Source organism: Gilliamella sp. Pra-s52, assembly GCF_009795805.1.
Lineage (GTDB): Bacteria > Pseudomonadota > Gammaproteobacteria > Enterobacterales > Orbaceae > Gilliamella.
Map to the genome: position 1 here is coordinate 45,058 of NZ_WTEY01000003.1, position 24,138 is coordinate 69,195.

The following is a 24,138-nucleotide window of genomic DNA, read 5'->3' on the forward strand; positions in this document are numbered from 1 at the left end:
AAATCACACTATAATACAAAATGATAAAAAAAACACGGAGATTTTAAAACGAAATATTGCCGCACAGTGCGGCAATAATAGAAAGTGAAGAATATTAATGCATACGGGTTTCACTTATTTTACGTCGTTCAGTTTTACGCATCCATAACCATGAAATAAACCCAATGATTCCAACGATCAATAAAATAATAGTTGCAAGCGCATTAACTTGCGGATCGACCCCTAATTTTACTTTAGAGAAGATCAATTTTGGTAATGTCATTGCGCCAGGTCCTGTTACGAAATTAGCAATCACCACATCATCAAGAGATAAAGTAAAGGCTAATAACCAACCAGAAATTAATGCAGGTGCAATCATTGGTAATGTAATAATAAAAAACACTTTTAATGGATTAGCACCTAAATCTAAAGCGGCTTCCTCAATTGATTTATCAAGCTCACGGAGCCTTGCACTAATGACCACGGTCACATAAGCCATACAGAATGTAGTATGCGCCATCCAAATAGTAATTGCACCACGATCTTTTGGCCATCCAAGAATCTGCCCCATACCAACAAACAAAAGCAACAATGCCAAGCCTGTAATAATATCAGGCATAACAAGTGGTGCTGTTGTCATAAATGAAAACAGATTTGCACCTTTAAATCGTTTAAAGCGAACAATTGCATAAGAAGCAAGTGTACCTAATACGGTTGCAAAAGTCGCTGCACATGCGGCAATGGCTAAGCTTAGACCGACAGCTTTAAATAGTTCCTCATTATGCATTAGCTCAAAGTACCATTTAGTTGAAAATTCAGCCCATACCGTAACTAAACGAGAACTATTAAACGAATAAACAACTAAAATAATCATTGGGATATATAAAAACGAAAATACCACCAATAAAATAAGTCCTTTAAGACATCGAAAAATGAGTGCTAATGTCACAATCACAGTCACAATCAAGCTAAATATTAAACAGTTAACATATAAGCTTATATCGGTAAGTAAACCTAAGCCAGCCGAACTAATTAGTACCGATAGCAGTAACGACCCCAATAGTAATGAGATAAATACAATCAAAGAAGATCGCAAAATAACAGGTAAATCATTCATCTATTTACCCTCCATTTGTCGGCTTTGAAACTTATTGAAATAGTAAATTGGCACAATCAAAATTAACAACATAACTGTCGCAACCGCAGATGCTGCTGGCCAATCAGTATCTCGAGAGAATATAGTCCAAATTTGCGTACCAATCATAATACTTTTAGAGGGTCCTAATAATTCAGGTATCACATATTCACCAACGGCAGGAATAAACACTAGCATCCCCCCCGCAATAATGCCATTTTTGGTGAGTGGCACAATAATTCTGAAAAAGGTTTTAATTGGCTTACAACCTAAGTCCAATGCGGCTTCAATTAACGTCGAATCCACTTTACTTAACGAAGTATAAATTGGTAACACCACAAACGGTAAATAAGAATACACAATACCGATATAAACCGCCAAATAAGTTTTTATAATCACGAGTGGCTGATCAATAACCCCTAACCACATTAAAAAGTGATTTAACAAACCTTCTTGATTTAAAATACCAATCCACGCATAAACTCGAATTAAAAATGATGTCCAAGACGGTAAAATAATTAACAATAATAAAATGTTACGCGTAGATTGCTTACATTTTGAAATTGCCCATGCTAATGGATAACCAATTAAAATACATAATATGGTTGAAATAGCCGCAATTTTTAATGATTCTAAATAAGACGCAAAATAAATACTGTCATTAACTAAGTCAATATAATAACTAAAATTCAAAGCAATATTTAGTAATCCATCATCATAACTAAACAAATCAGTATAAGGTGGAATTGCAAAGATCTTCTCAGAAAAACTAATCCTAAAGACAATTAAGAATGGTAATAAAAATAGCAATAGCATCCATAAATAAGGGATGGCAATAACAATTAAACGCCCATAAAGAGTCATCAGATCAGTATCTGGGCTTTGTTGCTTCATCTTTTTATAAGCAAAATAAATTACCACAAGCCCAGCAGGAACAAACAATATACTGCCAGCAATAATCAGCCGATAAGCAAATTTAGATGGCTTATAATTTGCTAAACATAATCCCACACATGACAACAAAAAACTTAATGTCATCGCGGTAAATAGCGCATCTAAAAATAAGTTATCAAATGCTCCTGTTGTCACAAAACGCCAATAAACATTGAGCAACACAAATGCATTTAACAACAATCCTAATACAATGGATCGCATTATGATATCCTCTTTTGTTTATTCAGTAAGCACAACACAGCTATCAACTTCCCAACTTAAGTTAACTATATCACCCCAAGTTGGCATACCTTTACGATAACGATGTTCATTTTGAAGTTGCGCAATAATAATTTGCCCACTTGGTAATTTAACGTGATAAATCGACAGATCCCCAAGGTAAGCGATTTCGACCACTTCACCTGTTGCCACATTATAGCCATCTTCTGGGACTTCATCGCAAAGTTTAATTTTTTCTGGACGTAACGCGACTTGTGTTGGCACGCCTTCAACCGCAGGTGAATCATAATCGACTTTTAATGGACGCTTAATCATAGGACAGCTAATGATCAAACCATCTTCTTGCGTTTCTTGCAAAATACCGTCAAAGACATTTACCGAGCCAATAAATTCGGCACTATAACGGCAATTTGGATGTTCATAAATCTCTTCTGGTTCACCGATTTGTACAAATTGACCTTTATTCATAATAGCAATACGGCCAGCCATAGTCATGGCTTCTTCTTGATCATGTGTCACCATTACACATGTTGCGCCCACTTGTTCTAAAATACTTACCACTTCAAGTTGCATACGATCACGAAGTTGTTTATCTAGCGCACCCATTGGTTCATCAAGCAATAATAATTTTGGACGTTTAGCTAAACTACGCGCTAATGCAACACGTTGTCGTTGACCACCAGACAATTGATGTGGTTTACGTTTACCAAATTGCTCCATATGTACAAGGGCTAACATCTCTTCAACGCGCTGTTTTATTTCAAATGAATTTAATTTATCTTGTTTTAAACCAAAGGCAATATTCTGCTCAACCGTCATGTGAGGAAATAAAGCATACGATTGAAACATCATATTAATTGGACGATCATAAGGCGGAACTTGAGATAAATCCTTACCATCAAGAATAATCTGCCCCGACGTAGGCTGTTCAAAGCCTGCAAGCATTCGTAACAATGTAGATTTACCGCTACCTGACGCACCTAATAAAGCAAAAATTTCACCAGTATAGATAGTCAAGTTGACATCATCAACGGCATAATAATCATCGTTAAAAACTTTAGTTAAATTTTTGATCTCCAAAAGTGGAGTTACCATCTTTTTTTTAGGCTGTACCTGATTTGTTGTTTTATTATTCACTCTATTTTCCTCATAACAACAAGCCAAAAAAAACGAGACGGAAAGGCTAAATAACCCATCCGTCTAGAATTAACACTTAAATTCGATATACCCAATATCGACTATTTACCAGTTTTAAGTTTAGTCCATGTACGAGTAATTACGCGCTCAAGTTTAGGATCTTTAACTTGTAAAGTGAATAGTTTTTCCATCACTTCTGGTTTTGGATAAACCGCTGGATCGTTTTTCACATCTGGGTTTACAAATTTGTCATTTGCTTCTTTATTAGCGCTAGCAAAATTCACATCGTTAGTGACTTGCGCGGCAATTTCAGGTTTCATAACAAAATTTAAAAACTCATGTGCTTCGTCAGGATTTTCTGAATCTTTTGGAATAGCGAAGGTATCAAAAAAGACTAATGCGCCCTCTTTTGGAATTTGATAACCAATATGCACACCATTTTTTGCTTCGTTAGCTCTATCGCGTGACTGTAAAATATCGCCAGACCAACCTAAAATGACACAAATATCACCATTTGCCAAATCAGTAATATATTGTGAAGAATGGAAATAACGAATATTTGGTCTCACTTTTTCTAACAATTCATAAGCAGCACCAGTATAATCTTTAACATCGGTACTGTTTGGATTTTTACCTAAATATTGAAGTGCACTTGCAAAGATCTCGGTTGGTGCATCTAAAAATGCCACACCACAATCTTTTAGTTTCTCCATATTTTCAGGCTTGAAGACTAAATCCCAACTATCGACTGGAGCATCTTCACCCAAACGTTCTTTAACTTTATCAATGTTATAACCGATACCTGTTGTCATCCATACATAAGGGATAGCATACTTATTATCAGGATCATGCGTTGCCATCAATTTCATTAAATTTGGATCAAGATTTTTCCAATTTGGTAACTTGCTTTTATCTAACGGTAAATAAACACCTGATTTAATTTGTTTAGCTAAAAAGCTATCAGAAGGAGAAACAACATCAAACCCAGAATGGCCTGCCATCAATTTACCTTCAAGGATTTCGTTTGAATCATACACATCATAAACAAGTTTGATGCCTGTTGATTTTTCAAAATCAGAAATAGTATTAGAACCGATTTGACCTGCCCAATTGTAAAAATGTACAACACGATCTTTAGCAATAGCAGATTGAGATAACGCCAGTGAAACACCAGCCACGATTGAAAGAATTGTTTTACGTTGAGTAAACATGCTCACCACTTCTCCTCTTGTAGGGATATTACATGTTAGACACAAGCCCATTGCAAAGACACAATGGACCCCCAAATTTTGCTATCGACGTCATCACTAATGGATAAATCACCAACATAATAAACGCCCAGCGAAACCGAGGTAATCAGGCAATCACAAGTCATTAATAAAATAAATGAACAAGTAGAGCTAACCTTGCATTACGAGGGATAAAATACCTTTTTTTTTCGAGATGTCTACTTAAAAAATCAAATATTAAAGCTTTCTTAACTGAGTGGTTACGTTTTAACCACTCACAAGGGAATAAACAGTTATTTAGCAATTAATTAACCGCTATTATTCGGCTATAGCTTGCATAATTTTACCATTAGGTTGCCAAACGCGGTATTTTACTTGTAAATCATTAGGCACATAAAAAACTAACGGTAAGCTACTGTTATAATTAAACAAACCTAAATTATGATTCATTGTCACAAACTCGCTTTTACTGCTACCTTCAGGACAAGCCATTAATGTTGACAAATTACCAACGGCCTTTTCAACAACATAATAAGAGTAACCCCAGCCTTTAAGCTCTTCTTGCTTAACCACGCCACCTAAATTATGAAAATTGCAATCAACATTCATCTCTTTACCAATAATCACCTCAACTTTAGTGTTGCTCTCATTAGCCATCGCTGGTAAATGGATAGCATAACGTGTAAAACCAACTTGAGCTGCAGGAAATGGTGCCGTATCATTGGCATTTTGTGTTGTCGGTTTTATTTTAGGCGAATTTGCACATGCAGTTAATGCCACACCTAATAATGTTAATAACACTAATTTTTTCATTTTTAAAATCTCCATTAATAAAATTAATTATAAACACCATCATATTAATTTAAATTGATAATGCGTATAATAACGCCATCAAAATTAATAAATATGGTAAAAAAATGCCAGCAGAAAAAAACACAACTGATTTACTTAAGCTAATTCTAAACCTGTTGATCATCGGATTACTAATCATTATTACCTATCGTGTTATTGAAGTTTTCTTATTTGGATTCTTCTGGGCGGTGATGGTAGTTATTGCCACTTGGCCATTAATGATAAAAATTCAAAAAAAATTATTTAACAAACGCTGGCTATCACTACTGGTAATGGCACTAATATTAGCCTTTGTTTGCATTATACCGTTCATATTAATTATTAGCTCGGTAGCACAAAATGGTCACCACCTTATTGAATGGGCAAAAACACTATCTCATCAAAAACTACCAACACTTGACTGGCTAGAAAGCGTACCTGCTTTTGGTCCTGAACTACACCAAAAATGGTTAACATTAATTCAAACAGATGGTTCTGACTTAGTATCAAACATACAACCTTATATTGGCATCATGATAAGCTGGCTACTTGAACAAGTCACCAACATTGGCATATTCATCTTTCATGCAGGTGTGATGATCATTTTTAGCCTATTACTCTATTTAAAAGGCGAAAGTATCACCAAATATGTCTACTTACTTGCTAATCGATTATCAAAACAATATGGCGCAACCACCGTCACATTAGCAGGACAATCTATCCGCGCAGTAGCACTAGGGGTTGTGGTTACAGCTATCACCTTAGCCCTAATTGGCGGATTAAGTTTTGTATTTACTAAAATGCCACTACCCGGCGTACTAACACTCGTCTTATTTATTTGTTGCGTAGCACAAATTGGCCCAGTGGTTGTTATGCTAGGATGCATCTGTTGGCAATTTTGGATGGGCAACACCACCTCGGGTATTATCTTAATTGTTGTTGCAATCATATTGACCACTTTAGATAGTGTAATGCGAGCCTACTTAATCAAAAAAGGCGCTGACTTACCGTTTTTACTTATATTATTTGGCGTCATTGGTGGATTACTTGGCTTTGGCATAATGGGATTATTTATTGGTCCTGTGGTACTAGCACTAACTTATAAAATAATTCAAACATGGGTTGATGAACAATCTTAAACCATTTATTATCACTCACAATAAAGCATAAACAATAGCTAAAGGCGTAAAGTGACACAAACAACAAATAGTCACTTACCCAAAAGTGACTAAGTAAAAATGCATATAAATAAAAAGGAGCGTTATTTTTACTGACTTATTCAGATTTTGTTAGATAAAATCCTAACATAACTAGTCAGTTATAATGATAAACAAATTATGCGAATACCATTTATAAAATACAATCACCAAAAACATCTTGATGAATTAGCCAAAATTCAACAAAATGCAGATCAATACCAAATTATATATAATCCTAAAGCCTATCGACTGGCTTTACTGGAAAACATAAAACAAGCTCAACATCGTATTTACATAGTTGCACTCTATCTAGAACAAGACGAAGCTGGCAAAGAAATTCTTAACGAACTATACCAAATCAAACAACAACGCCCAAACTTAGATATCAAAATATTTGTTGACTGGCACCGTGCACAACGTGGACGAATTGGCGAAGACAAAGCCCACACCAACGCCAACTATTACTACCAACTAAAGCAACAGCACCCAGAGATCGACATTCCGATTTATGGTGTTCCTGTAAACCGTCGCGAAGTGCTTGGTGTATTGCATTTAAAAGGCTTTATTATTGATGATACGGTCATCTACAGTGGCGCAAGCATCAATAACGTCTACTTACACAAGCGTGAAAAATACCGTTACGACCGCTATCACTTTATCACGAATCCGCTATTAGCCGATAGCATGGTGCAATTTATCAACGACCACTTTATGCCGTATCAAGCTATACAGTTACTTAACACTGGCACACACAAAACACGCAAACAAATCAAATCCGAAATCAAAACCTTGCGCCAACACTTAATGGATGCCAACTACCAATATAACGGTAATGCCGACAACGACACCTTATCGGTTGCACCAATAATGGGGCTTGGGCGCAATAACTCGCTCAACAAAATCATTCATCACTTAATCAACATAACCGAACAAAAAATTACTTTTTGCACGCCGTATTTTAATTTACCTAATATCCTAGTACGCGACATTATTCGTCTGCTACGCAAAGGGCGTCAAGTTGAATTAATTATTGGCGATAAAGAAGCCAACGACTTCTACATCCCACCTGACCAACCCTTTAACATATCGGGTGGACTCCCTTATTTATACGAAATCAACTTAAGACACTTTATTGAACGCCTACAAAATTTTATCGATAAAGAACAACTGACCATAAGATTATGGAAAGACGAAGCGCAAACCTATCACCTAAAAGGTATCTGGGTGGATGACAAATGGGTACTCATAACGGGCAACAACCTAAATCCACGAGCATGGCGTCTTGACCTTGAAAACGGCATATTAGTGCATGATCCAAAACAAGAATTAAGTGACAAGTTCAACCAAGAACTGAACACCATCCGTCAAAAAACTACGTTGATAACGCATTTTCAACAAATCCAAGCGAGCCAGTTTTATCCAAGTCAGGTTCATAAGTTGATAAAGCGACTAAGTCGCATCAAGGTAGATAGGATTATTAAGCGGTTATTATAAAGGTAGTGGGTAAAAGTGTAGTGGTGGTTGCGGGCGGTTTTTGGTTAAAAGCAGTTAGCAAAAAACTTCAATAAAATCAATGCCTTTCCTGACCAACTTTTTTGGTCTGTGGTTTTATTTAGTATTGTTCGCCATTAGTTTGATGGCATAAAAAACCGACCGCTTAGGTCGGTTTGTTGTTTGATGTGTTATTGCTGTTTCGCTTCGATATTGTCGCCAACTAAATCCAGATGGATGGTTTTACCCGGAACTAATTTGCCTGACAATATTTGTTGCGCTAATGGATTTTCGATCTCTTGTTGTATTGCGCGTTTTAGTGGTCTTGCACCATAAATTGGGTCAAAGCCCACTTTGGCAAGATGTTCTAATGCCGCGTCAGAAATATCCATTTGGTAACCACGTTCATCTAAACGTTTTTCAACATGTGCTAATTGAATTTTGGCAATCGCTTTGATGTTTTCTTGTCCAAGAGGATGGAACACGACGGTTTCATCAATTCGATTGATAAATTCAGGCCTAAAGTGTTTAGTGACAACAGTCATAACCAACGCTTTCATTTCGTCATAACTTAGTTCTGCTTGACCTTGAATTAAATCAGAACCTAAGTTTGATGTCATGATGATAACCGTGTTACGGAAATCAACGGTACGGCCTTGCCCATCGGTTAAGCGTCCATCGTCTAACACCTGTAGTAAGATATTAAACACATCTGGGTGCGCTTTTTCAACTTCGTCAAGTAAAACGACCGAATAAGGGCGACGTCTTACCGCCTCAGTTAAATACCCCCCTTCTTCATAACCCACATAACCCGGAGGTGCACCAATTAAACGTGCGACTGAGTGCTTTTCCATAAATTCGGACATATCAATTCGCACCATAGCATCTTCGCTGTCAAACATAAAGTTAGCAAGCGATTTGCATAGTTCGGTTTTACCGACACCCGTTGGTCCTAAAAATAGGAATGATCCAATTGGTTTGTTCGGGTCTGATAACCCAGCACGACTACGTCGAATTGCGTTAGCAACAGCAACAACGGCTTCTTGTTGCCCAATAACACGTTTGTGTAGCGCATCTTCCATATGTAATAGCTTGTCTTTTTCGCTTTCGAGCATTCTTGAAACAGGAATGCCTGTTGCTTTTGATAGCACTTCGGCAATTTCGTTATCGGTGACTTTGTTACGCAATAACTTCATGGTTTTGCCTTCTAACTGCGTTGCCGAGGCGAGTTTCTTTTCAAGCTCTGGTATTTTGCCGTATTGTAATTCGGACATTTTACTGAGATCGCCTGCTCGGCGTGCTTGTTCTATTTCGGTGCGTGCCTTTTCTAACTCGGCTTTAATATTTTGCGTGCCCGAAACAGCGGCCTTTTCAGATTTCCATTCTTCTTCTAACGATGCGTATTCCTTTTCTTTTTCAGTCAGTTCTTCATTTAGCATTTCAAGACGTTTTTTACTGGCATCGTCAGACTCTTTTTTAAGCGCTTGTTGTTCCAATTTAAGTTGGATGATACGTCTTTCAAGGCGATCTAAAGACTCCGGTTTAGAGTCCATTTGCATACGAATGCTTGATGCGGCTTCGTCAATAAGGTCTATCGCTTTGTCTGGTAGCATACGATCTGAGATATAACGATGCGACAAAGTTGCCGCCGCCACGATCGCAGGATCGGTAATTTGCACATGATGATGCAATTCGTAGCGTTCTTTTAATCCGCGCAAAATAGCAATCGTATCTTCTACTGTTGGTTCAGCAACGTAGACTTTTTGGAAGCGACGCTCTAAAGCAGGATCTTTTTCAATATATTGGCGATATTCGTCAAGTGTAGTTGCCCCAACGCAATGTAATTCACCACGCGCTAACGCTGGTTTTAACATGTTACCTGCATCCATTGCACCGTCGCTTTTACCTGCACCGACCATGGTGTGAATTTCGTCAATAAATAATATGATGCGCCCTTCTTCTTTGGCTAAGTCTTTAAGTACCGCTTTTAAGCGTTCTTCAAATTCACCACGGTATTTTGCTCCCGCAATTAATGCGCCCATATCTAATGATAAGACACGTTTGTTACGCAACCCCTCAGGCACTTCGCGGTTAACTATACGTTGTGCAAGCCCCTCAACAATGGCGGTTTTACCTACACCCGGTTCACCAATAAGTACTGGGTTATTTTTGGTGCGGCGTTGTAATACTTGAATGGTACGGCGAATTTCTTCATCACGACCAATTACAGGATCTAACTTGCCTTGCTCTGCACGCTGCGTTAAATCGATGGTGTATTTTTTAAGTGCTCCTCGTTGATCTTCGGCATTAGGAGCGTTCACGTTATCGCTTCCCCTTACTTGGTTGACTGCTTGGCTAAATTTGTCTTTATTGACGCCCGATTTTTTTAGGATATCCCCTAAGCTGCCTTTGTTTTCTAAAGCGGCGAGTATAAAGAGTTCTGACGAGATATAGCTATCGCCATTTTTTTGGGATAATTTGTCGCACAAATTCAAGACTCGAATAAATTCTTGTGATGGCAACACTTCGCCCCCAACACCTTGTACTTGTGGGAGTCGGTCAATCGCTTGCGTTAATTCTTGCTGTAAAATAGCTACATTAGCACCTGCTGCATTCAATAATGGCGCAACGCTACTGCCATCTTGGTTGAGCATGGCTGATAGGACATGTACAGGTTCAATGTATTGATTGTCTTTACCTAATGCTAGCGATTGCGCATCAGCTAAAGCTTGTTGAAATTTGTTGGTAAGTTTATCTAACCTCATAGTTTATCTCCTGAGCAATAGATTTGGTTAAAATGCTTAACACATTTATACCATTTGCATTGATCACTAAATGAGTGTGGAAGAATAATTTTCAAGAGCAAATTAAGAATATTTTTTACACATTTTGTACAACACGATCTTTGCTAGATTATGCCTAAAAAAAGCCAAAATAAAGAGCCTCAATACCCAATAATTGCCAATAAATATCACACTCAATAACATATCAAAGATGACAAATTGCTGTTTATCGATTATAGTAGTCGCCTTTTATTTTGTTAGCTTATCTAACCGTGGTTCGTAACCCATCCCACGCAAAAAAACTAGGAATACAACATGTTCAAAATAGCCAAAGAATTTCAATTTGATGCCTGTCATATGTTAGATGGGCATAATAAGAAATGTCATAATCTGCACGGTCATACTTACCGTTTATTAGTCGAAGTCAGCGGTGATCTTATTGATAGCGGTTCAAGCCAAGATATGGTCATGGATTATGCCGATTTAAAGCAAATCGTTAAACAGCATATTGTTGATCCACTCGATCACGCTTACCTTTACAATCAAAATAATCCTAATGAGTGCCGTATTGCATCCTTACTGCAAGAGATGGATCGTAAAATATTTGCCTTTCCTTGCCGAACAACGGCCGAGGGAATGAGTCAGTTTATTTTTGATCATCTGTCGCAATATTTGCCTGTTTCGATGATCAAATTATGGGAAACACCCACTTCGTATTGCGAATACCGTCGGAGTTAATATGATTGAGTTTCGTATTGTTGAAATCTTCGAATCTTTACAGGGCGAGGGTTATAATACTGGCATGCCTGCGGTTTTTATCCGTTTTGCTGGGTGCAATTTAAATTGTACTTGGTGCGATACTAATTTTCGTCAGTTTACCCGTTTTACATTAGACGCACTGCTTGCCAAAGTGAGCGAATACAACAGCAAAAACGTTATCATTACCGGCGGGGAGCCGACAATGATCAAGGCACTACCAGAACTGTTACTGCCATTAAAAGAGGCCGGCTATTTTATTGCTATTGAAAGCAATGGGCTTGGTAAGGTCGATCCACTCGTTGATTACATTGCACTTAGCCCTAAGTTTTGCTACCAAGCACGTTACCAAAAAATAGTTCAATCCACCGCTAACGAGGTGCGTATTGTTGCTGAAAATCACCCCGATTTTATCGATTTTTGCCAATATATCGAAACCCAAATCCATGCCAAACGCTATTACCTGTCGCCGTGCGAAAAAGATGGCGCGTTTAATATGTTTGAAACCATTGAGCTATTGGGGAAAATCAACAAAGATCGCTTAGATAATAAATGGCTACTTAGTGTACAAAGTCATAAATTTGCCAGTATAGAATAGTAGATTAATATCAGATATTGATATTTAAAGCACGTTATAAATGGTCGGACGACTAACCATAAAACATTTAGCCAAATCAGTAACAGCTATTTTTTCTGATATAAGCACCCGATCTCTTGTCTGCGATAAGGCGTTAATTTTGTTTTTTTATGTATATTCATTACAGTCGTTTCTCAAATTACTGTAAACAACGCGAGGAATTCCTACATATGAATCATTATCGGATGAACGTTAAAGCCTGCTCAACCACTTCTATTCCCACACCTTTTTTATGAGCATTCTCACTCAAATAACGTCGCCATTGTCTTGCGCCTTTGCATCCATTAAATAACCCTAAAGTGTGACGCATAATGTGATTTAGTTGTGCCCCTTGCGTTAATTGTTGCTCAATATAGGGATAAAGCGCTCGAATTGCTGATTTTGGTTCAACTATTGGGGTATTTAGCCCAAAAATTTGTGAATCAATTTGGGTTAGTAAAAGCGGATTTTGATAAGCTTCACGACCTACCATCACACCATCAACATGCTGTAAATGATATTTGATTTCATCAATAGTTTTAATACCACCATTAATCGCTATCATCAAATGGGGATAATCTTGTTTGAGTTTATAAACACGGTCATAGTCAAGTGGCGGCACTTCTCGATTTTCTTTTGGACTTAACCCTGATAACCAAGCTTTACGTGCATGCACAATAAACGTACTAGTATAAGGCATTACAGTTTCAATGAAGTGACATAAAAAATCATAACTATCAAAATCATCAATACCAATTCTTGTTTTTACCGTTATAGGAATATCAACCTGAGCTTGCATCTGTTCAACACAGTTAGCTACTAAATTTGCATTACCCATTAAACAAGCACCAAACATACCATTTTGCACCCGACCTGATGGACAACCTACATTTAAGTTGACTTGGTCATAACCTCGTACTTGAGCTAATTTTGCACATTGTGCCAATGCTTTAGGATCACTACCGCCAAGTTGTAAACTAACAGGATGTTCTTCATGATTGAAATCTAAATAATCTCCTTTCCCAAATAAAATGGCGCCAGTTGTCACCATTTCTGTATATAGCAATGTTTGTTTTGTTAGAATTCGGTGAAAATAACGGCAATGTTTATCTGTCCAATCAAGCATAGGAGCGACGGAAAATTTGTTTTTTGTTGAATTCATTGATACACCAATGTTTATAGCTATTTTTACTGATTATTTTAAAATATTATTTTTACCTATTTTGATATATTTTTCATCATCGGGGTTCCACACAGACTCCCACGCTGATAGGACAAAATAATTTAGGGTAAACAATTTATGGTCCATTATATCATAAAGAGACGTATCCGTGCAGACGGAACACCTCGATATCGTTGTACTATTATAATGAAAAAAAGCCAAGATTATTTATCGTAAGTCAGAGACGTTTAGCAAACAACAAATAGCAAAAATATGAGGAACAAATCGGGTATCGAAAATAGATCAACTCGAAATCCAACAAAAAAATTATTTGTTATTCAACATGTTAAAAAGAATAATATTGCAAATGTAAAATTATCTGTTCTAAAAAACTCATCACATAATTGAACACTGCAGGGCTCGAGCAGCATCAGGAACCAAACCAGCTACTATCAACCATGATATAAGCTATATTGGTTCTATTCTTGAAGTTGCGCGACCTATTTATGGAATAAATATTGATAAAACAATTGTAGATGATGCGAGACCTTTATTAATACAGATGAATTTAATCGGAAAAAGCCAACGCAGAGCAAGACGACCAATAAGTGATGAATTAAATCGTATTGTTGAAAAACTACAAGAACGGCAGTCACATAAATATTCAAAAATTCCTTTTGTTGATATTTTGAATTTTTTAATATTGCCATGTACGCAAATAGGTGAAAATATGTTCTCTAAAATGGGATGATGTAGATTATAAATAAAAAGCAGTACTAGTTAGAAACAGAAAAGATCCCAGAAAAAAAATAGGAAATCATATGCTTGTACCCTTGCTAGGCGAAGCATGGACTATTTTACAATCACAACCTAAAAACAATGAATTAATATTCCCTTATAATTCAAGATCTGTAACTGTATATTTTCCGCGAATTAGAAATAAACTAGGTATTTGATTCAAGGTACCATGACATGAGGCGAGAAGGCGCTAGCCGATTATTAGAATGGGGTTTTGCAATAGAAGAAGTGGCTCAAGTGACAAGACATAGAAATTTACAAACGCTCTGGAATATTTATATTAGTTTATTCCCAAATTCATTACATGCTAAATTTAACAAATTACAAAAAAGAAGAAAGCTAGCTTTGTTTAGCTCTAATGATGAAATCACTGGCGAATGCTACATTATCAACAGCGACGACGATCACAATTATGTACTCTATCAAACACTGAAATCACAATATGATATCGCCGATTTTGTGATGCTAGCAGACGCTGTTGAGTATTGTAGGTTGAAGATTGATAGTGTTTTACTAATGCATTAGATGTGTTAAACTTTTAATTTAAATAAGTAGTTTTTATTATGTCAAATTTAGCTATTAATAAAAAATTAATTCCCTCTAGCACCAGAATTGACTCAATTGATTTTATACGTGCAATAAGTTTTTTGATGATTGTTGCGGGGCATTTTGTTGGCGCATTGTCACAACACGGAGTTGATCGTCATTACTTCCATAAATATTATTTGGGTGGAGTTGGAGTTTCTTTTTTTATTATTACTTCAGGTGCTTCACTGTATATTTCAACAAAAAACAAATTTGATTTAAAAGTTTATATAAAAAAGCGAATCGCAAATATTTATCCTTATTTTTGGATTTGTTATGTTTTTGTTGCTGCTTTTTTGTTTTTGTCATTCTCAACCGTTTGTCTAGGAAATGACCCTGGTAGACTTTTAATAACATTTTTAGCATTAGATGGATACTTAGGTTCAACTGTTCCAAATACTTATTATTTAATTGGAGAATGGTTCACCGGTTTTATACTTCTTGTATATATATTATTCCCGTTCATTTTTTGGTTAAAAAATAAAAATATTTATATTGCTATCATTGTTATTTCATCTTTGGTTGCCATTCAAAATACGCCTTATGTAGTTGAGCATTTTCTTTTGTGGAATGATGATCCTTTTTGGAACCCTATATCTAGACTACCAGAAATTTTACTAGGTGTACTTATTATTGATCTATTATTATTGAAAAACAAGAAAGCAAATTTCTTTACAGCATTTATAGCGTTACTGTATATCATAATTGTTCTTACATTTATAGAAGAACACTACAGGACATATAATATGTGGGGAATTAGCATGTGGGCAATGACATTTGTCATAATTTGCTGTTTGTATGAAAATATAATAATCCCTAAAGCAGTTAAAAAAATCATATTATTTTTATCAGAATATTCATTCGTGGCATTTTTGCTACACCACCAAATAATATATTATCTGGTATCAAAGATACAGTCTCAGGAATTCAATAGATTTCAGTTTTTTTATTTTTATGTAGTTATAGTTTTACTTTGTTATTTTTTAGCTTATTTAATAAAACCAATTGGAGACAAGCTAAAAAGAAAAATACTAGAACTTTAAACCATATAGCAAACTTAATCTGACAAACACCTATTACTCATCGGCTTTCATTTTAACAAAATGCGTGTCCGATGAGCAAAATAACTTCTCCAATTGCTTTTTCTCGATTGTAAATCTCAAGCCATTGTTCAATATCGCTTTGTATTTCACTCAATTGCGTGTAAATCTTACGTCGAAATAAAATATCATAACATTCTGAGTCCTAATTTAGGTTTAATGATTTTGGTGTTTTGATTCATTTCTGACTCGCCTTTTGCGTTATAAAATAACTTAAATGTCAGATCAAAGTAAAGACTACTCCAAATCTGCATTACATAAGACTTGATAAACTCCCAGATACCATTAAAGAATTTACCCACAGCTTCCCATGATTTTACAATCCCTTCACCACCAGCTTTGAAACCTACTATAAAGAAATTAATAGTAGGCATAACAAAAGGTTTGATAAATTCCCATAGCCCACTAAAGAACTTACTAAAAGCCCCCAAGCTTTAACAATGAAAGAAGCTCCAACTTTGAACACTTCAATAAAAAGTTGATAATCGGCATAACGTAAGGCATAATAACACGCCATAGTCGTTGAAAGAATTTAATTATATCATCCCAGTGTGTGATGATTAATGTAGTAGCTATAGCAATGCTTGTCATAATAAACCAATTTGGGGGCATAGCCATCACAGTGTTTAAAGCTATTGATGCTACTCTCACAATTTTAAACACAATTGATAATGCTATTTGTGCAAATGTAAATAGTTTTGTTGCAACAGCGATGCCTTTCAATACCCTGCTGAAAATGGTGAGCCTTGTTGATAGTGCACTAACAAGTTTTTGTATACGGCTTGGTGGGTTGTTAAAATAAATTTTTATAATCAATTGGTTATTTTTTAATTGACGCCCTCACAAACTCATCATTTCGATAGTTCAAACTTTTATCTGATCGTTAACCAGAAATAAATAAATCGAAATTTTTGATTAAAATAGAGGTGGTTATGTCTCAACAACTAAGTATTGTAGGAATATTTTTTTTTTCAATATTATTTTTTTGGTGGATATATTTTACTATTTTTATAATTGGTATAATTATATTATATATATGTAAAAATAAACTTCTTAAATCAATTGGCTACATATTAGTAATAGTACCAATAGGTTGTTACCTCGTCTTTGCAGTTAATTATTTATTGTGTGTATTGATTGTTTCTAAAACGGTAATTCATTTTTGATGATTAATAATTTGTGTTAGGCTATTTCCACACCAATAAAGGTGCAAAAGTTAAGTGATGATAAGTCAAATTTAAACAGTCTGTGCAAAAATTTTTTGGAAAAATAAGTCATGAAAATGCTAGACTAGAATAGCTAAAGGATGTCAACTTCGGTTGTTGATTTTTAATAAAGACATGTTGTATTAATCAATTTGTTGTAAGTGAGTCCCCTTGTAACTAACTTTAAAAATCTTCCTTTGCTAGCGTTAATAGTATCCATTTTATTTTTCTGTCATAATTTTCATGTCAAAATAAAGTAACAAAATGTTATTTTTATCTATTAATGTTTAACAGTAAATTAGTGATTGATTGTTTTAAAATTTCAACCTAATTTTGGATAGTTGGTTTTTTATTTAACGATTATAGGCATTAGAATGAACTCATATTTATTACTTTTTTTTGCAATTATTTGTGAAGTTATTGCAACTTCTTCATTGAAACTATCAAATGGATTTACTAACCTTACTTATTCCATCATTACCATTGTGGGTTATAGTACTTCGTTTTATTTACTCTCATTAGCATTAAAAAACATTCCTGTTGGTATCGCTTATGCTATCTGGTCTGGAATTGGAATAGTGTTAATAAGTTTAATTGCATGGATCTTCTTAAAACAAACTTTGGATCTTGCAGCTTTAGTAGGTATGGGGTTTATTATGTTTGGTGTTGTGATTATTAATTTATTTTCGAAAGTATCTGGACATTGATTAATAAAGCTTGACCCTCGCCAAAATATTAGACAGTGCCCACCTCTATCATTTTTTCATTTTGGTAATATTGTTGTTCATATTGTTCAGGTGATACCCAGCCATTGGCTGAATGACGGCGTATCCGATTATAATAGATTTCAATATATTCAAATAGTGCTTTATTAGCCAGTTTTCTCGTTTTGTAGTAACAGTCATGAATAATATGTGTTTTGAGTGTATGAAAAAACTTTCAACAACCGCATTATCAAAGCAGTTCCCTCTTCGACTCATGCTTTGCCTTAGCTCGTATTGTAACAATAATTGCTTGAAATCAGCGCTGCAATATTGGCTGCCTTGGTCACTATGGATGAGTACATTTTTAGGAAATTGACGCCGAAATAAGGCTTGTTTTAATGTATTACACACTAAATGGCGGTCTATGTAGCGACTCGTTTGCCTAGCAATCACTTTTCGTCCATATAAATCGATAATCACCGACAAATATAACCCACCTTCACCCGTTTTAATATAAGTAATATCGGTTACCCATGTCGTATTCGGCTTATCAGGGTTAAATTGCCTATCTAACGTGTTGGGCGCAATATTGTGATGAACCGTATCTGTTTTATACTTGAATTTACGTGCTGCTTTACTCCGTAATCCCAATTATTGCAAAACACGGCTAATTGTCCTTTCTGAAACTTGATAGCCCGCTTCTCTTGCATCATGAAGCAGGCTTGGCGCACCCAAACGGGCTTTATGTTGCCAATACTGCTTTTGGATATACTCGCTGAGTTTGGTTGATTTGTTTGCTCTTTTTAACCAAGCATAATAACCCGATGAACTGACACCAAGTAATGAGCATATCCTAGTAACGGGATAGCAGATTAAATGGTTTTTCATATAAACGTACTTCACCGACTTGGATTGTTGATGAAGTACACATGCGCCTTTTTTAGTATATCATTGGCCATTTTCAGTTCTTTAATCTCTTTTTCTAACGCCATAATCCGTTGTTGCTCAGCCGTTAACTCTCGACGGCTGGTTTTATTCGGGGAAAGTTGCCTAATCCATTTATCTAGGGTTGATTTACCCACACCTAGATGGTTGGCAAGTTCGTTGATAGAAAGGTCTGCATTAGATAACGCATAATCCACTGATTGTTGTTTGAATTCGATACTAAATTTTTTGACCATGATATTTGTCTCCTATGATTTTTGTTTATATCATAGAGGCGACTTTTGTCCACTTTTTTGGCGAGGATCAACTACCTTCATAGTCAACTTATCGACGCTATCTCAAAATTTAATAATTCTATTTTTTTATATCTGTCATTATAACAACTGAAATAGCTCGTTTTTGTCTTTTAATTGACTTAAAAATATTAATTTAACCAATATTATAATATAGTTTTTTGCTTTTCTGGAATAATAGCATTAATAGTTTGTCCTATGTATACAACTAGATGCATTTCATTTAATTAAAATGTCATTTCCATAGTTTTAACCGTGGTGTGTTAGCCCGATGTGCTTATACTATTGAATGTGTTTACTCCGATAACGGACGTGAATTTCAAAGCATAAGTGAACACTAATTTTTAAAATATGTGGTAACCATTGTATCATCAATCAAAAACTTACCCAATCCAACCTGTCTACAAACCAATGGAAAAGCTGAAAAAGTGATATGAAATTTAATGAAAATATGGCACAATCAACAAATATTTAGCGATGTAAAAGAGAGAAAACAAAGCTTAGATGCTTTATTAATTTTTATAATATCGTTTAACTCCATAAAAGGATTTTGAGAAAAACACCTTATGAGTTTTTAGAGGATTATTTTAATCACAAAGTGTAAACAACCCGACGTTTACCTACAAATAATTATTATAGCCAATCTCTTTTTTACATATAAATTAGACAAATTAAAACCTCGTTCCTTAACGAGGTTTTAATTTGTATTCATTCATTTCTTCTAGAGATTTTGATCCAGCTAATTCTGAGGCTTTAATATCCTTTACAACACCCATTTCATTGAAATAGACAGCATAACTTTTTTGGCTAACTTCATCATGTTGAGGTTGTTGGCGGAAAATATAATACCAAACATTATCACCAAAAACAGAGGTTAACATTGGTGAACCCATAATAAACACAACTTGTTCTTTACTTTGTCCTACTTGTAATAGCCCAATAGCATCTGGTGTCACATAATTACCTTGATTGATATCTGGTCTATAGACCCAACGTTCAACAACAGAACAACCCGTTAATAAAATACTAGTTACAATTGCAAGTACGGAAAATTTACGAAACTGCATCTACACTTAATCCATTCTCTAAAATTTGATGGTCTGTATTATCGCTGATCTTTTAATTAAGTGCTAGCCAAATTAATAAATTATTTGTAGGAAAACGTCGAGCTGTTTACGCTTCAGGGTTAAAATAATCCTCTAAAAAATCATAAGGTGTTTTCCTACATATTAATGATTTTTTCGTTCTTGAGGATCTGTACCTTGGCTTACTAATGTTCTATATTCCTCTCGTTTTTGCCTAGCCTGCTGTAATGTAACTTTAGGATAACTACCAAAACTAACCAAAATCCTATTATTAGAGACTAGATTAATAAATTAAATCACCATATCTTTGAGCTATTCACTTTGATGAGTATACAGTCCATTGCCATCGGACAAAGTGTAATGCTTATCCTTTAGTTTGGGCGTTTTAATTTGAGTATCATTTAAAGGTTTTATTATCTCTGCCATGTTATATGTTATATATGAGCGTATAATATAGAAACTTGAATTTTGCTAAATCTTATTGAATTTAGATGAACCTTCAAATCATTATAAAGCTTGTTTCTATTGCTTTTTTTGAACGTTTTTGAATTTTATTGAATGGTATAATTCTGACCCCAGCAGGAATCGAACCTGCAACTAGCCCTTAGGAGGGGCTTGTTATATCCATTTAACTATGAGGTCATAGGGGCGCTCATTTTAATAAATTTATAAAGATAATGCTATTTAAATAACGAAAAATTTTTTATTTTGAGTAATCATGATACAATTACACCATATTTAATCTTATCACTTTTAAACGAAGATATTATGAAAAAACGAATAGTTAGTATGATGTTTTCTGTGATGGCACTAACGAGTTGTGCCACTTATCAGGCCGAAACTAATTCCTATAGTGATCCGTTATCTGGCTTTAACAAAACCATGTTTGATGTTAACTACTATGCGCTTGATCCTTATGTCTTACGCCCTGCTGCAGTAGCTTGGAAAGATTATGTCCCTACTCCTATGCGTACTGGTGTGGTTAACTTTTCATCTAACCTTTCTGAACCCGCTTCGATGGTGAATAATCTATTACAAGGTGATGTTCATAAAGCAGGCACACATTTAGCACGATTCTTTTTAAATACTGTTTTCGGTTTTGCTGGTTTAATGGATGTTGCTAGCATGTCTGATCCACAATTACAAAAAGGTGGAAAACGAAGTTTTGGTGATGTTTTAGGTCATTACGATGTCCCTTATGGCCCTTATGTTGTGCTACCATTTTATGGATCAGCAACGTTAAGAAACGAAGGTGGTCACGTAGTTGACACCCTTTACCCACCGCTTGTTTGGTTAGACTGGCAATGGGCATTAGTGCGAGGTGTGTTTGATGGAGTTGAAGCGCGTGCTGTTGCAATCGAATATGAAGATTTAATTAAAAACAGCGATGACCCTTACAACTTTATGCGCAATGCCTACTTCCAACGTAACGACTTTGTAGCATCAGGCGGTAAAGTCGATGAAAGTAAGCAACAACAACGTGAAGAAACCATTAATGATTTTATTAATGATATCGATTCACAATAACTTTTATTAAATTAAATAAAAACCGCGCTAATAATAGGCGGTTTTTTTATTAGTGCTGATGCTATTTGATTCATCAATAGAAAACATATCACTTACTTGTGAACAGCGTTAATTTTATTTTTTGTATATTTATTTTTCAAGTTACTGTAAGTCATATCTATAAACCATTTTAGTTAAATGTTTTATTTTAATACTGGTCTCATTTCTGGCAGATAATGCCAAAATCGACTTGGCATCTGTTGTCGTTGTAATTTAGGATTGATACGTTCTTTGATAGTTAACGCATTGCAATAGCGTTGCCACATGGTTTGAAATAATGCTTCTTCTTTAGTTAGATACTGCTGATTAACTTGGTTGTGAATAATCAAATCATCCTTATTAATAAGCGAAACAGGCTCAACAGTGTGTAAATTATAAAAATAACCATATTCACGCTTTTCGTCATATATCGCCCATTTTTGATCGGCAAAGCGCGCTTTAAAAAAGCTAAGTACTAATGGCAATACATTATAAATAGGAGCGATAACCGAAAAATACACTTTATCATTATTATCATTGTTATCATGATGCTCAAACTCACTATTAAGTGGATTACTAATAGCATTAAAGCGTACAAATTGCATCACACGATGCCGTTCTCGACTTACTTTTTTTGCAATATCATGCACGGTTAACACATCATGATCAGCAAAATCGGTTTCGATTGATTGAGATGATTTAAATACCTTACAAATATAACGAAAAACAGTCAAATCGCTTTCGGGTAATTCTGATAGCCACACATACATTAAATGGCGAAGTGCAATTTTACTGACCTTTTTAATTAATGCTACACGCACTCGCTGATATTTAGACTCGCTAAATTCGACATGATGCCTGTCAGATACTAACAACGGCTCAATCTGCTCTACCGTTAACAAGCATTCGGGCATTTTTTTCAGTTTAAACGCATCAAACACCGCACATAACAGTCCTTCAAAACTTTTATCGTAGTAAAACGCTAACACCCTACCACCCCATCACCAATTGCTGAGGAACATTATTTTGCTTATCTTCTAATAAAGATCGTTCTTGCAAAGGCTGCTCTTGCAAAGTAAGTCGGATATAATCGGCCGAAGAATCAAGTAATTTAAACTGTTTCATTTCGTGACACACAACAAAAAACTTGGCACGCTTTAAAACCACCCCAATACGCTTAAGTGCCTCAAAAGTCAGTTTACGATGACGTCTTGCCATCACAATTAACTTTGCTGATTTAACCCCAATACCCGGAACACGCAAGATTTTTTGATAACTATCACGATTAACATCAACAGGAAAATACTGTGGATTACGAATTGCCCAAGCCAGTTTAGGATCAACCGCTAAATCAAGATCAGGATACTGATCGTTCACAATTTCATCGACATTAAAATCATAAAAACGTAATAACCAATCCGCTTGGTATAAACGGTTTTCACGCACTCTGGGTACGTCTTGGACAACGGGCAAACGTTTATCGTAACCATTTACAGGAATAAAACCCGAATAATAAACTCGCTTCATGCTTGGTCTTTTATAGAGTTTAGAAGTTAATTGCAAAATTTGCTTATCTGATTCATCTGTCGCACCTATAATCACTTGTGTACTTTGCCCTGCGGGTACAAATTTAGGGGTGGATCGAAATTTTTTGCGATCTTCGATATTTTCTAACAAATTTTGATGAATTTGGCGCATTGGTTGATAAATGCTTTGATGATCTTTATCGGGCGCTAATAATTTAAGATTTTCTTCGGTTGGAATTTCTAAATTAACACTCATTCTATCAACCAACAAACCTGCTTGATCAATAAGTTCATTACTTGCACCAGGGATCGCTTTCATATGAATATAACCATTGAAGCCATGCTCATTACGCAAAATTTTTACCACTCTAATCATCTTTTCCATCGTATGATCAGGGCTTCTTACAATGCCAGAACTAATAAACAAACCTTCAATATAATTACGGCGATAAAATTCAATGGTCAAATCGGCCAGTTCTCTTGGTGTAAAGCCTGCTCTTGGTATATCGTTACTTTGTCGATTAATACAATAAGCGCAATCAAACATACAATAATTGGTCAGCATAATTTTAAGTAACGAAACACATCGACCATCAGCAGTAAATGTATGACAGATACCAGATTTATGCGCATTACCAATACCTTTACCTTTGTTGCTTCTTGACGCACCACTTGACGAACAGGAAATATCATATTTTGCCGATTCGGCTAATATTTCAAGCTTCGCTACCATTTTTTCATTCATATAAAAACCACCAACAATACTGTTTATAAATACAGTATTATAGCAATATTACTATTCTATGCAACCTGATAGTAGTCTTAAACCAAATAGTCTTTATTTGACAAATAACCAAATTA

The 24,138-nt window shown here is 35.4% G+C and carries 18 protein-coding genes, 1 tRNA gene, 4 pseudogenes and 1 riboswitch; of the genes and pseudogenes, 9 read left to right on the top strand and 14 right to left on the bottom strand.

Features of this window, described 5'->3' with window-relative positions:
• Window positions 1-94 precede the first annotated feature (94 nt).
• The 5 genes and pseudogenes from GQ594_RS03945 to eco all read right to left on the bottom strand — a co-directional run bounded on the left by GQ594_RS03945 (window position 95) and on the right by eco (window position 5,466).
• Window positions 95-1,096 carry an ABC transporter permease subunit gene (locus tag GQ594_RS03945; protein WP_202112476.1) on the bottom strand — a complete coding sequence of 334 codons (1,002 nt, stop codon included), beginning with the start codon at window positions 1,094-1,096 and terminating at the stop codon, window positions 95-97.
• A pseudogene (locus GQ594_RS03950) lies at window positions 1,097-1,981 on the bottom strand (ABC transporter permease subunit); the annotation flags it as partial.
• Between the two features lie 306 nt (window positions 1,982-2,287).
• Entirely contained in the window at window positions 2,288-3,424 is a 1,137-nt protein-coding gene (potG, locus tag GQ594_RS03955) for a putrescine ABC transporter ATP-binding subunit PotG (RefSeq protein WP_337189480.1), read from the bottom strand.
• A gap of 101 nt (window positions 3,425-3,525) precedes the next feature.
• Window positions 3,526-4,635, bottom strand: a complete 1,110-nt coding sequence (locus tag GQ594_RS03960) for an extracellular solute-binding protein (RefSeq protein WP_160400943.1) — start codon at window positions 4,633-4,635, stop codon at window positions 3,526-3,528.
• Between the two features lie 336 nt (window positions 4,636-4,971).
• Window positions 4,972-5,466 carry a serine protease inhibitor ecotin gene (eco, locus tag GQ594_RS03965; protein ID WP_160400931.1) on the bottom strand — a complete coding sequence of 165 codons (495 nt, stop codon included), beginning with the start codon at window positions 5,464-5,466 and terminating at the stop codon, window positions 4,972-4,974.
• Window positions 5,467-5,570: 104 nt separating this feature from the next.
• On the opposite strand from eco, the gene ydiK reads away from it, so the two are divergent.
• Together ydiK and pssA are read left to right on the top strand one after the other, a co-directional pair.
• Window positions 5,571-6,623, top strand: coding sequence for an AI-2E family transporter YdiK (gene ydiK / locus GQ594_RS03970; RefSeq protein WP_160411684.1), 1,053 nt, complete (start codon window positions 5,571-5,573; stop codon window positions 6,621-6,623).
• Between the two features lie 198 nt (window positions 6,624-6,821).
• Window positions 6,822-8,177 (top strand): CDP-diacylglycerol--serine O-phosphatidyltransferase, encoded by a 1,356-nt coding sequence (gene pssA, locus GQ594_RS03975; RefSeq protein ID WP_160411683.1) that lies wholly within the window; start codon window positions 6,822-6,824, stop codon window positions 8,175-8,177.
• A gap of 188 nt (window positions 8,178-8,365) precedes the next feature.
• Here pssA and clpB read toward each other — a convergent pair whose 3' ends face one another.
• The gene (clpB, locus tag GQ594_RS03980) at window positions 8,366-10,939 is read right to left on the bottom strand and encodes an ATP-dependent chaperone ClpB (RefSeq protein ID WP_160411682.1); all 2,574 of its coding nucleotides are present in this window, start codon (window positions 10,937-10,939) and stop codon (window positions 8,366-8,368) included.
• A gap of 284 nt (window positions 10,940-11,223) precedes the next feature.
• Window positions 11,224-11,269: riboswitch (PreQ1 riboswitch) on the top strand.
• Between the two features lie 3 nt (window positions 11,270-11,272).
• Between clpB and queD the strand changes: the two genes are divergently transcribed.
• Both queD and GQ594_RS03990 read left to right on the top strand, forming a co-directional pair.
• Window positions 11,273-11,695 (top strand): 6-carboxytetrahydropterin synthase QueD, encoded by a 423-nt coding sequence (gene queD, locus GQ594_RS03985; RefSeq protein ID WP_160400002.1) that lies wholly within the window; start codon window positions 11,273-11,275, stop codon window positions 11,693-11,695.
• A 1-nt stretch (window position 11,696) separates the two neighbouring features.
• Window positions 11,697-12,311, top strand: coding sequence for a 7-carboxy-7-deazaguanine synthase QueE (locus tag GQ594_RS03990; RefSeq protein WP_160411681.1), 615 nt, complete (start codon window positions 11,697-11,699; stop codon window positions 12,309-12,311).
• A gap of 217 nt (window positions 12,312-12,528) precedes the next feature.
• Here the strand turns inward: GQ594_RS03990 and dusA are convergent, their stop codons facing one another.
• A complete protein-coding gene (dusA, locus tag GQ594_RS03995; protein ID WP_160411680.1) occupies window positions 12,529-13,491 on the bottom strand; it encodes a tRNA dihydrouridine(20/20a) synthase DusA in 963 nt (320 codons plus the stop codon).
• A 138-nt stretch (window positions 13,492-13,629) separates the two neighbouring features.
• On the opposite strand from dusA, the pseudogene GQ594_RS12410 reads away from it, so the two are divergent.
• Together GQ594_RS12410 and GQ594_RS04005 are read left to right on the top strand one after the other, a co-directional pair.
• Window positions 13,630-14,637 (top strand): annotated as a pseudogene (locus tag GQ594_RS12410) (tyrosine-type recombinase/integrase); the annotation flags it as partial.
• Window positions 14,638-14,852: 215 nt separating this feature from the next.
• A complete protein-coding gene (locus tag GQ594_RS04005) occupies window positions 14,853-15,917 on the top strand; it encodes an acyltransferase family protein (RefSeq protein ID WP_160411679.1) in 1,065 nt (354 codons plus the stop codon).
• A 185-nt stretch (window positions 15,918-16,102) separates the two neighbouring features.
• On the opposite strand, the gene GQ594_RS04010 is transcribed toward GQ594_RS04005, so the two are convergent.
• The gene (locus GQ594_RS04010) at window positions 16,103-16,405 is read right to left on the bottom strand and encodes a hypothetical protein (protein ID WP_160411678.1); all 303 of its coding nucleotides are present in this window, start codon (window positions 16,403-16,405) and stop codon (window positions 16,103-16,105) included.
• A gap of 125 nt (window positions 16,406-16,530) precedes the next feature.
• On the opposite strand from GQ594_RS04010, the gene GQ594_RS04015 reads away from it, so the two are divergent.
• Window positions 16,531-16,776: a hypothetical protein gene (locus tag GQ594_RS04015; RefSeq protein ID WP_160411677.1), complete on the top strand. Its 246-nt coding sequence runs from the start codon at window positions 16,531-16,533 to the stop codon at window positions 16,774-16,776.
• 777 nt (window positions 16,777-17,553) lie between these two features.
• On the top strand, window positions 17,554-17,886 hold the full coding sequence (locus GQ594_RS04020; protein ID WP_160411676.1) for a DMT family transporter: 333 nt from the start codon (window positions 17,554-17,556) through the stop codon (window positions 17,884-17,886).
• A gap of 28 nt (window positions 17,887-17,914) precedes the next feature.
• Here the strand turns inward: GQ594_RS04020 and GQ594_RS04025 are convergent.
• The 4 genes and pseudogenes from GQ594_RS04025 to GQ594_RS04040 all read right to left on the bottom strand — a co-directional run bounded on the left by GQ594_RS04025 (window position 17,915) and on the right by GQ594_RS04040 (window position 20,848).
• A pseudogene (locus GQ594_RS04025) lies at window positions 17,915-19,064 on the bottom strand (IS3 family transposase).
• A gap of 743 nt (window positions 19,065-19,807) precedes the next feature.
• Entirely contained in the window at window positions 19,808-20,188 is a 381-nt protein-coding gene (gene bamE, locus GQ594_RS04030; RefSeq protein WP_160411675.1) for an outer membrane protein assembly factor BamE, read from the bottom strand.
• Window positions 20,189-20,359: 171 nt separating this feature from the next.
• A pseudogene (locus tag GQ594_RS12005) lies at window positions 20,360-20,632 on the bottom strand (integrase arm-type DNA-binding domain-containing protein); the annotation flags it as partial.
• Window positions 20,633-20,776: 144 nt separating this feature from the next.
• A tRNA-Arg gene (locus GQ594_RS04040) sits at window positions 20,777-20,848 on the bottom strand.
• Between the two features lie 126 nt (window positions 20,849-20,974).
• On the opposite strand from GQ594_RS04040, the gene GQ594_RS04045 reads away from it, so the two are divergent.
• Entirely contained in the window at window positions 20,975-21,733 is a 759-nt protein-coding gene (locus tag GQ594_RS04045) for an MlaA family lipoprotein (protein ID WP_160411673.1), read from the top strand.
• Between the two features lie 182 nt (window positions 21,734-21,915).
• Here GQ594_RS04045 and GQ594_RS04050 read toward each other — a convergent pair whose 3' ends face one another.
• Together GQ594_RS04050 and GQ594_RS04055 are read right to left on the bottom strand one after the other, a co-directional pair.
• Window positions 21,916-22,740: a TIGR03915 family putative DNA repair protein gene (locus GQ594_RS04050; RefSeq protein ID WP_160399657.1), complete on the bottom strand. Its 825-nt coding sequence runs from the start codon at window positions 22,738-22,740 to the stop codon at window positions 21,916-21,918.
• Between the two features lies 1 nt (window position 22,741).
• A complete protein-coding gene (locus tag GQ594_RS04055; RefSeq protein WP_160411672.1) occupies window positions 22,742-24,022 on the bottom strand; it encodes a putative DNA modification/repair radical SAM protein in 1,281 nt (426 codons plus the stop codon).
• Window positions 24,023-24,138: the final 116 nt, after the last annotated feature.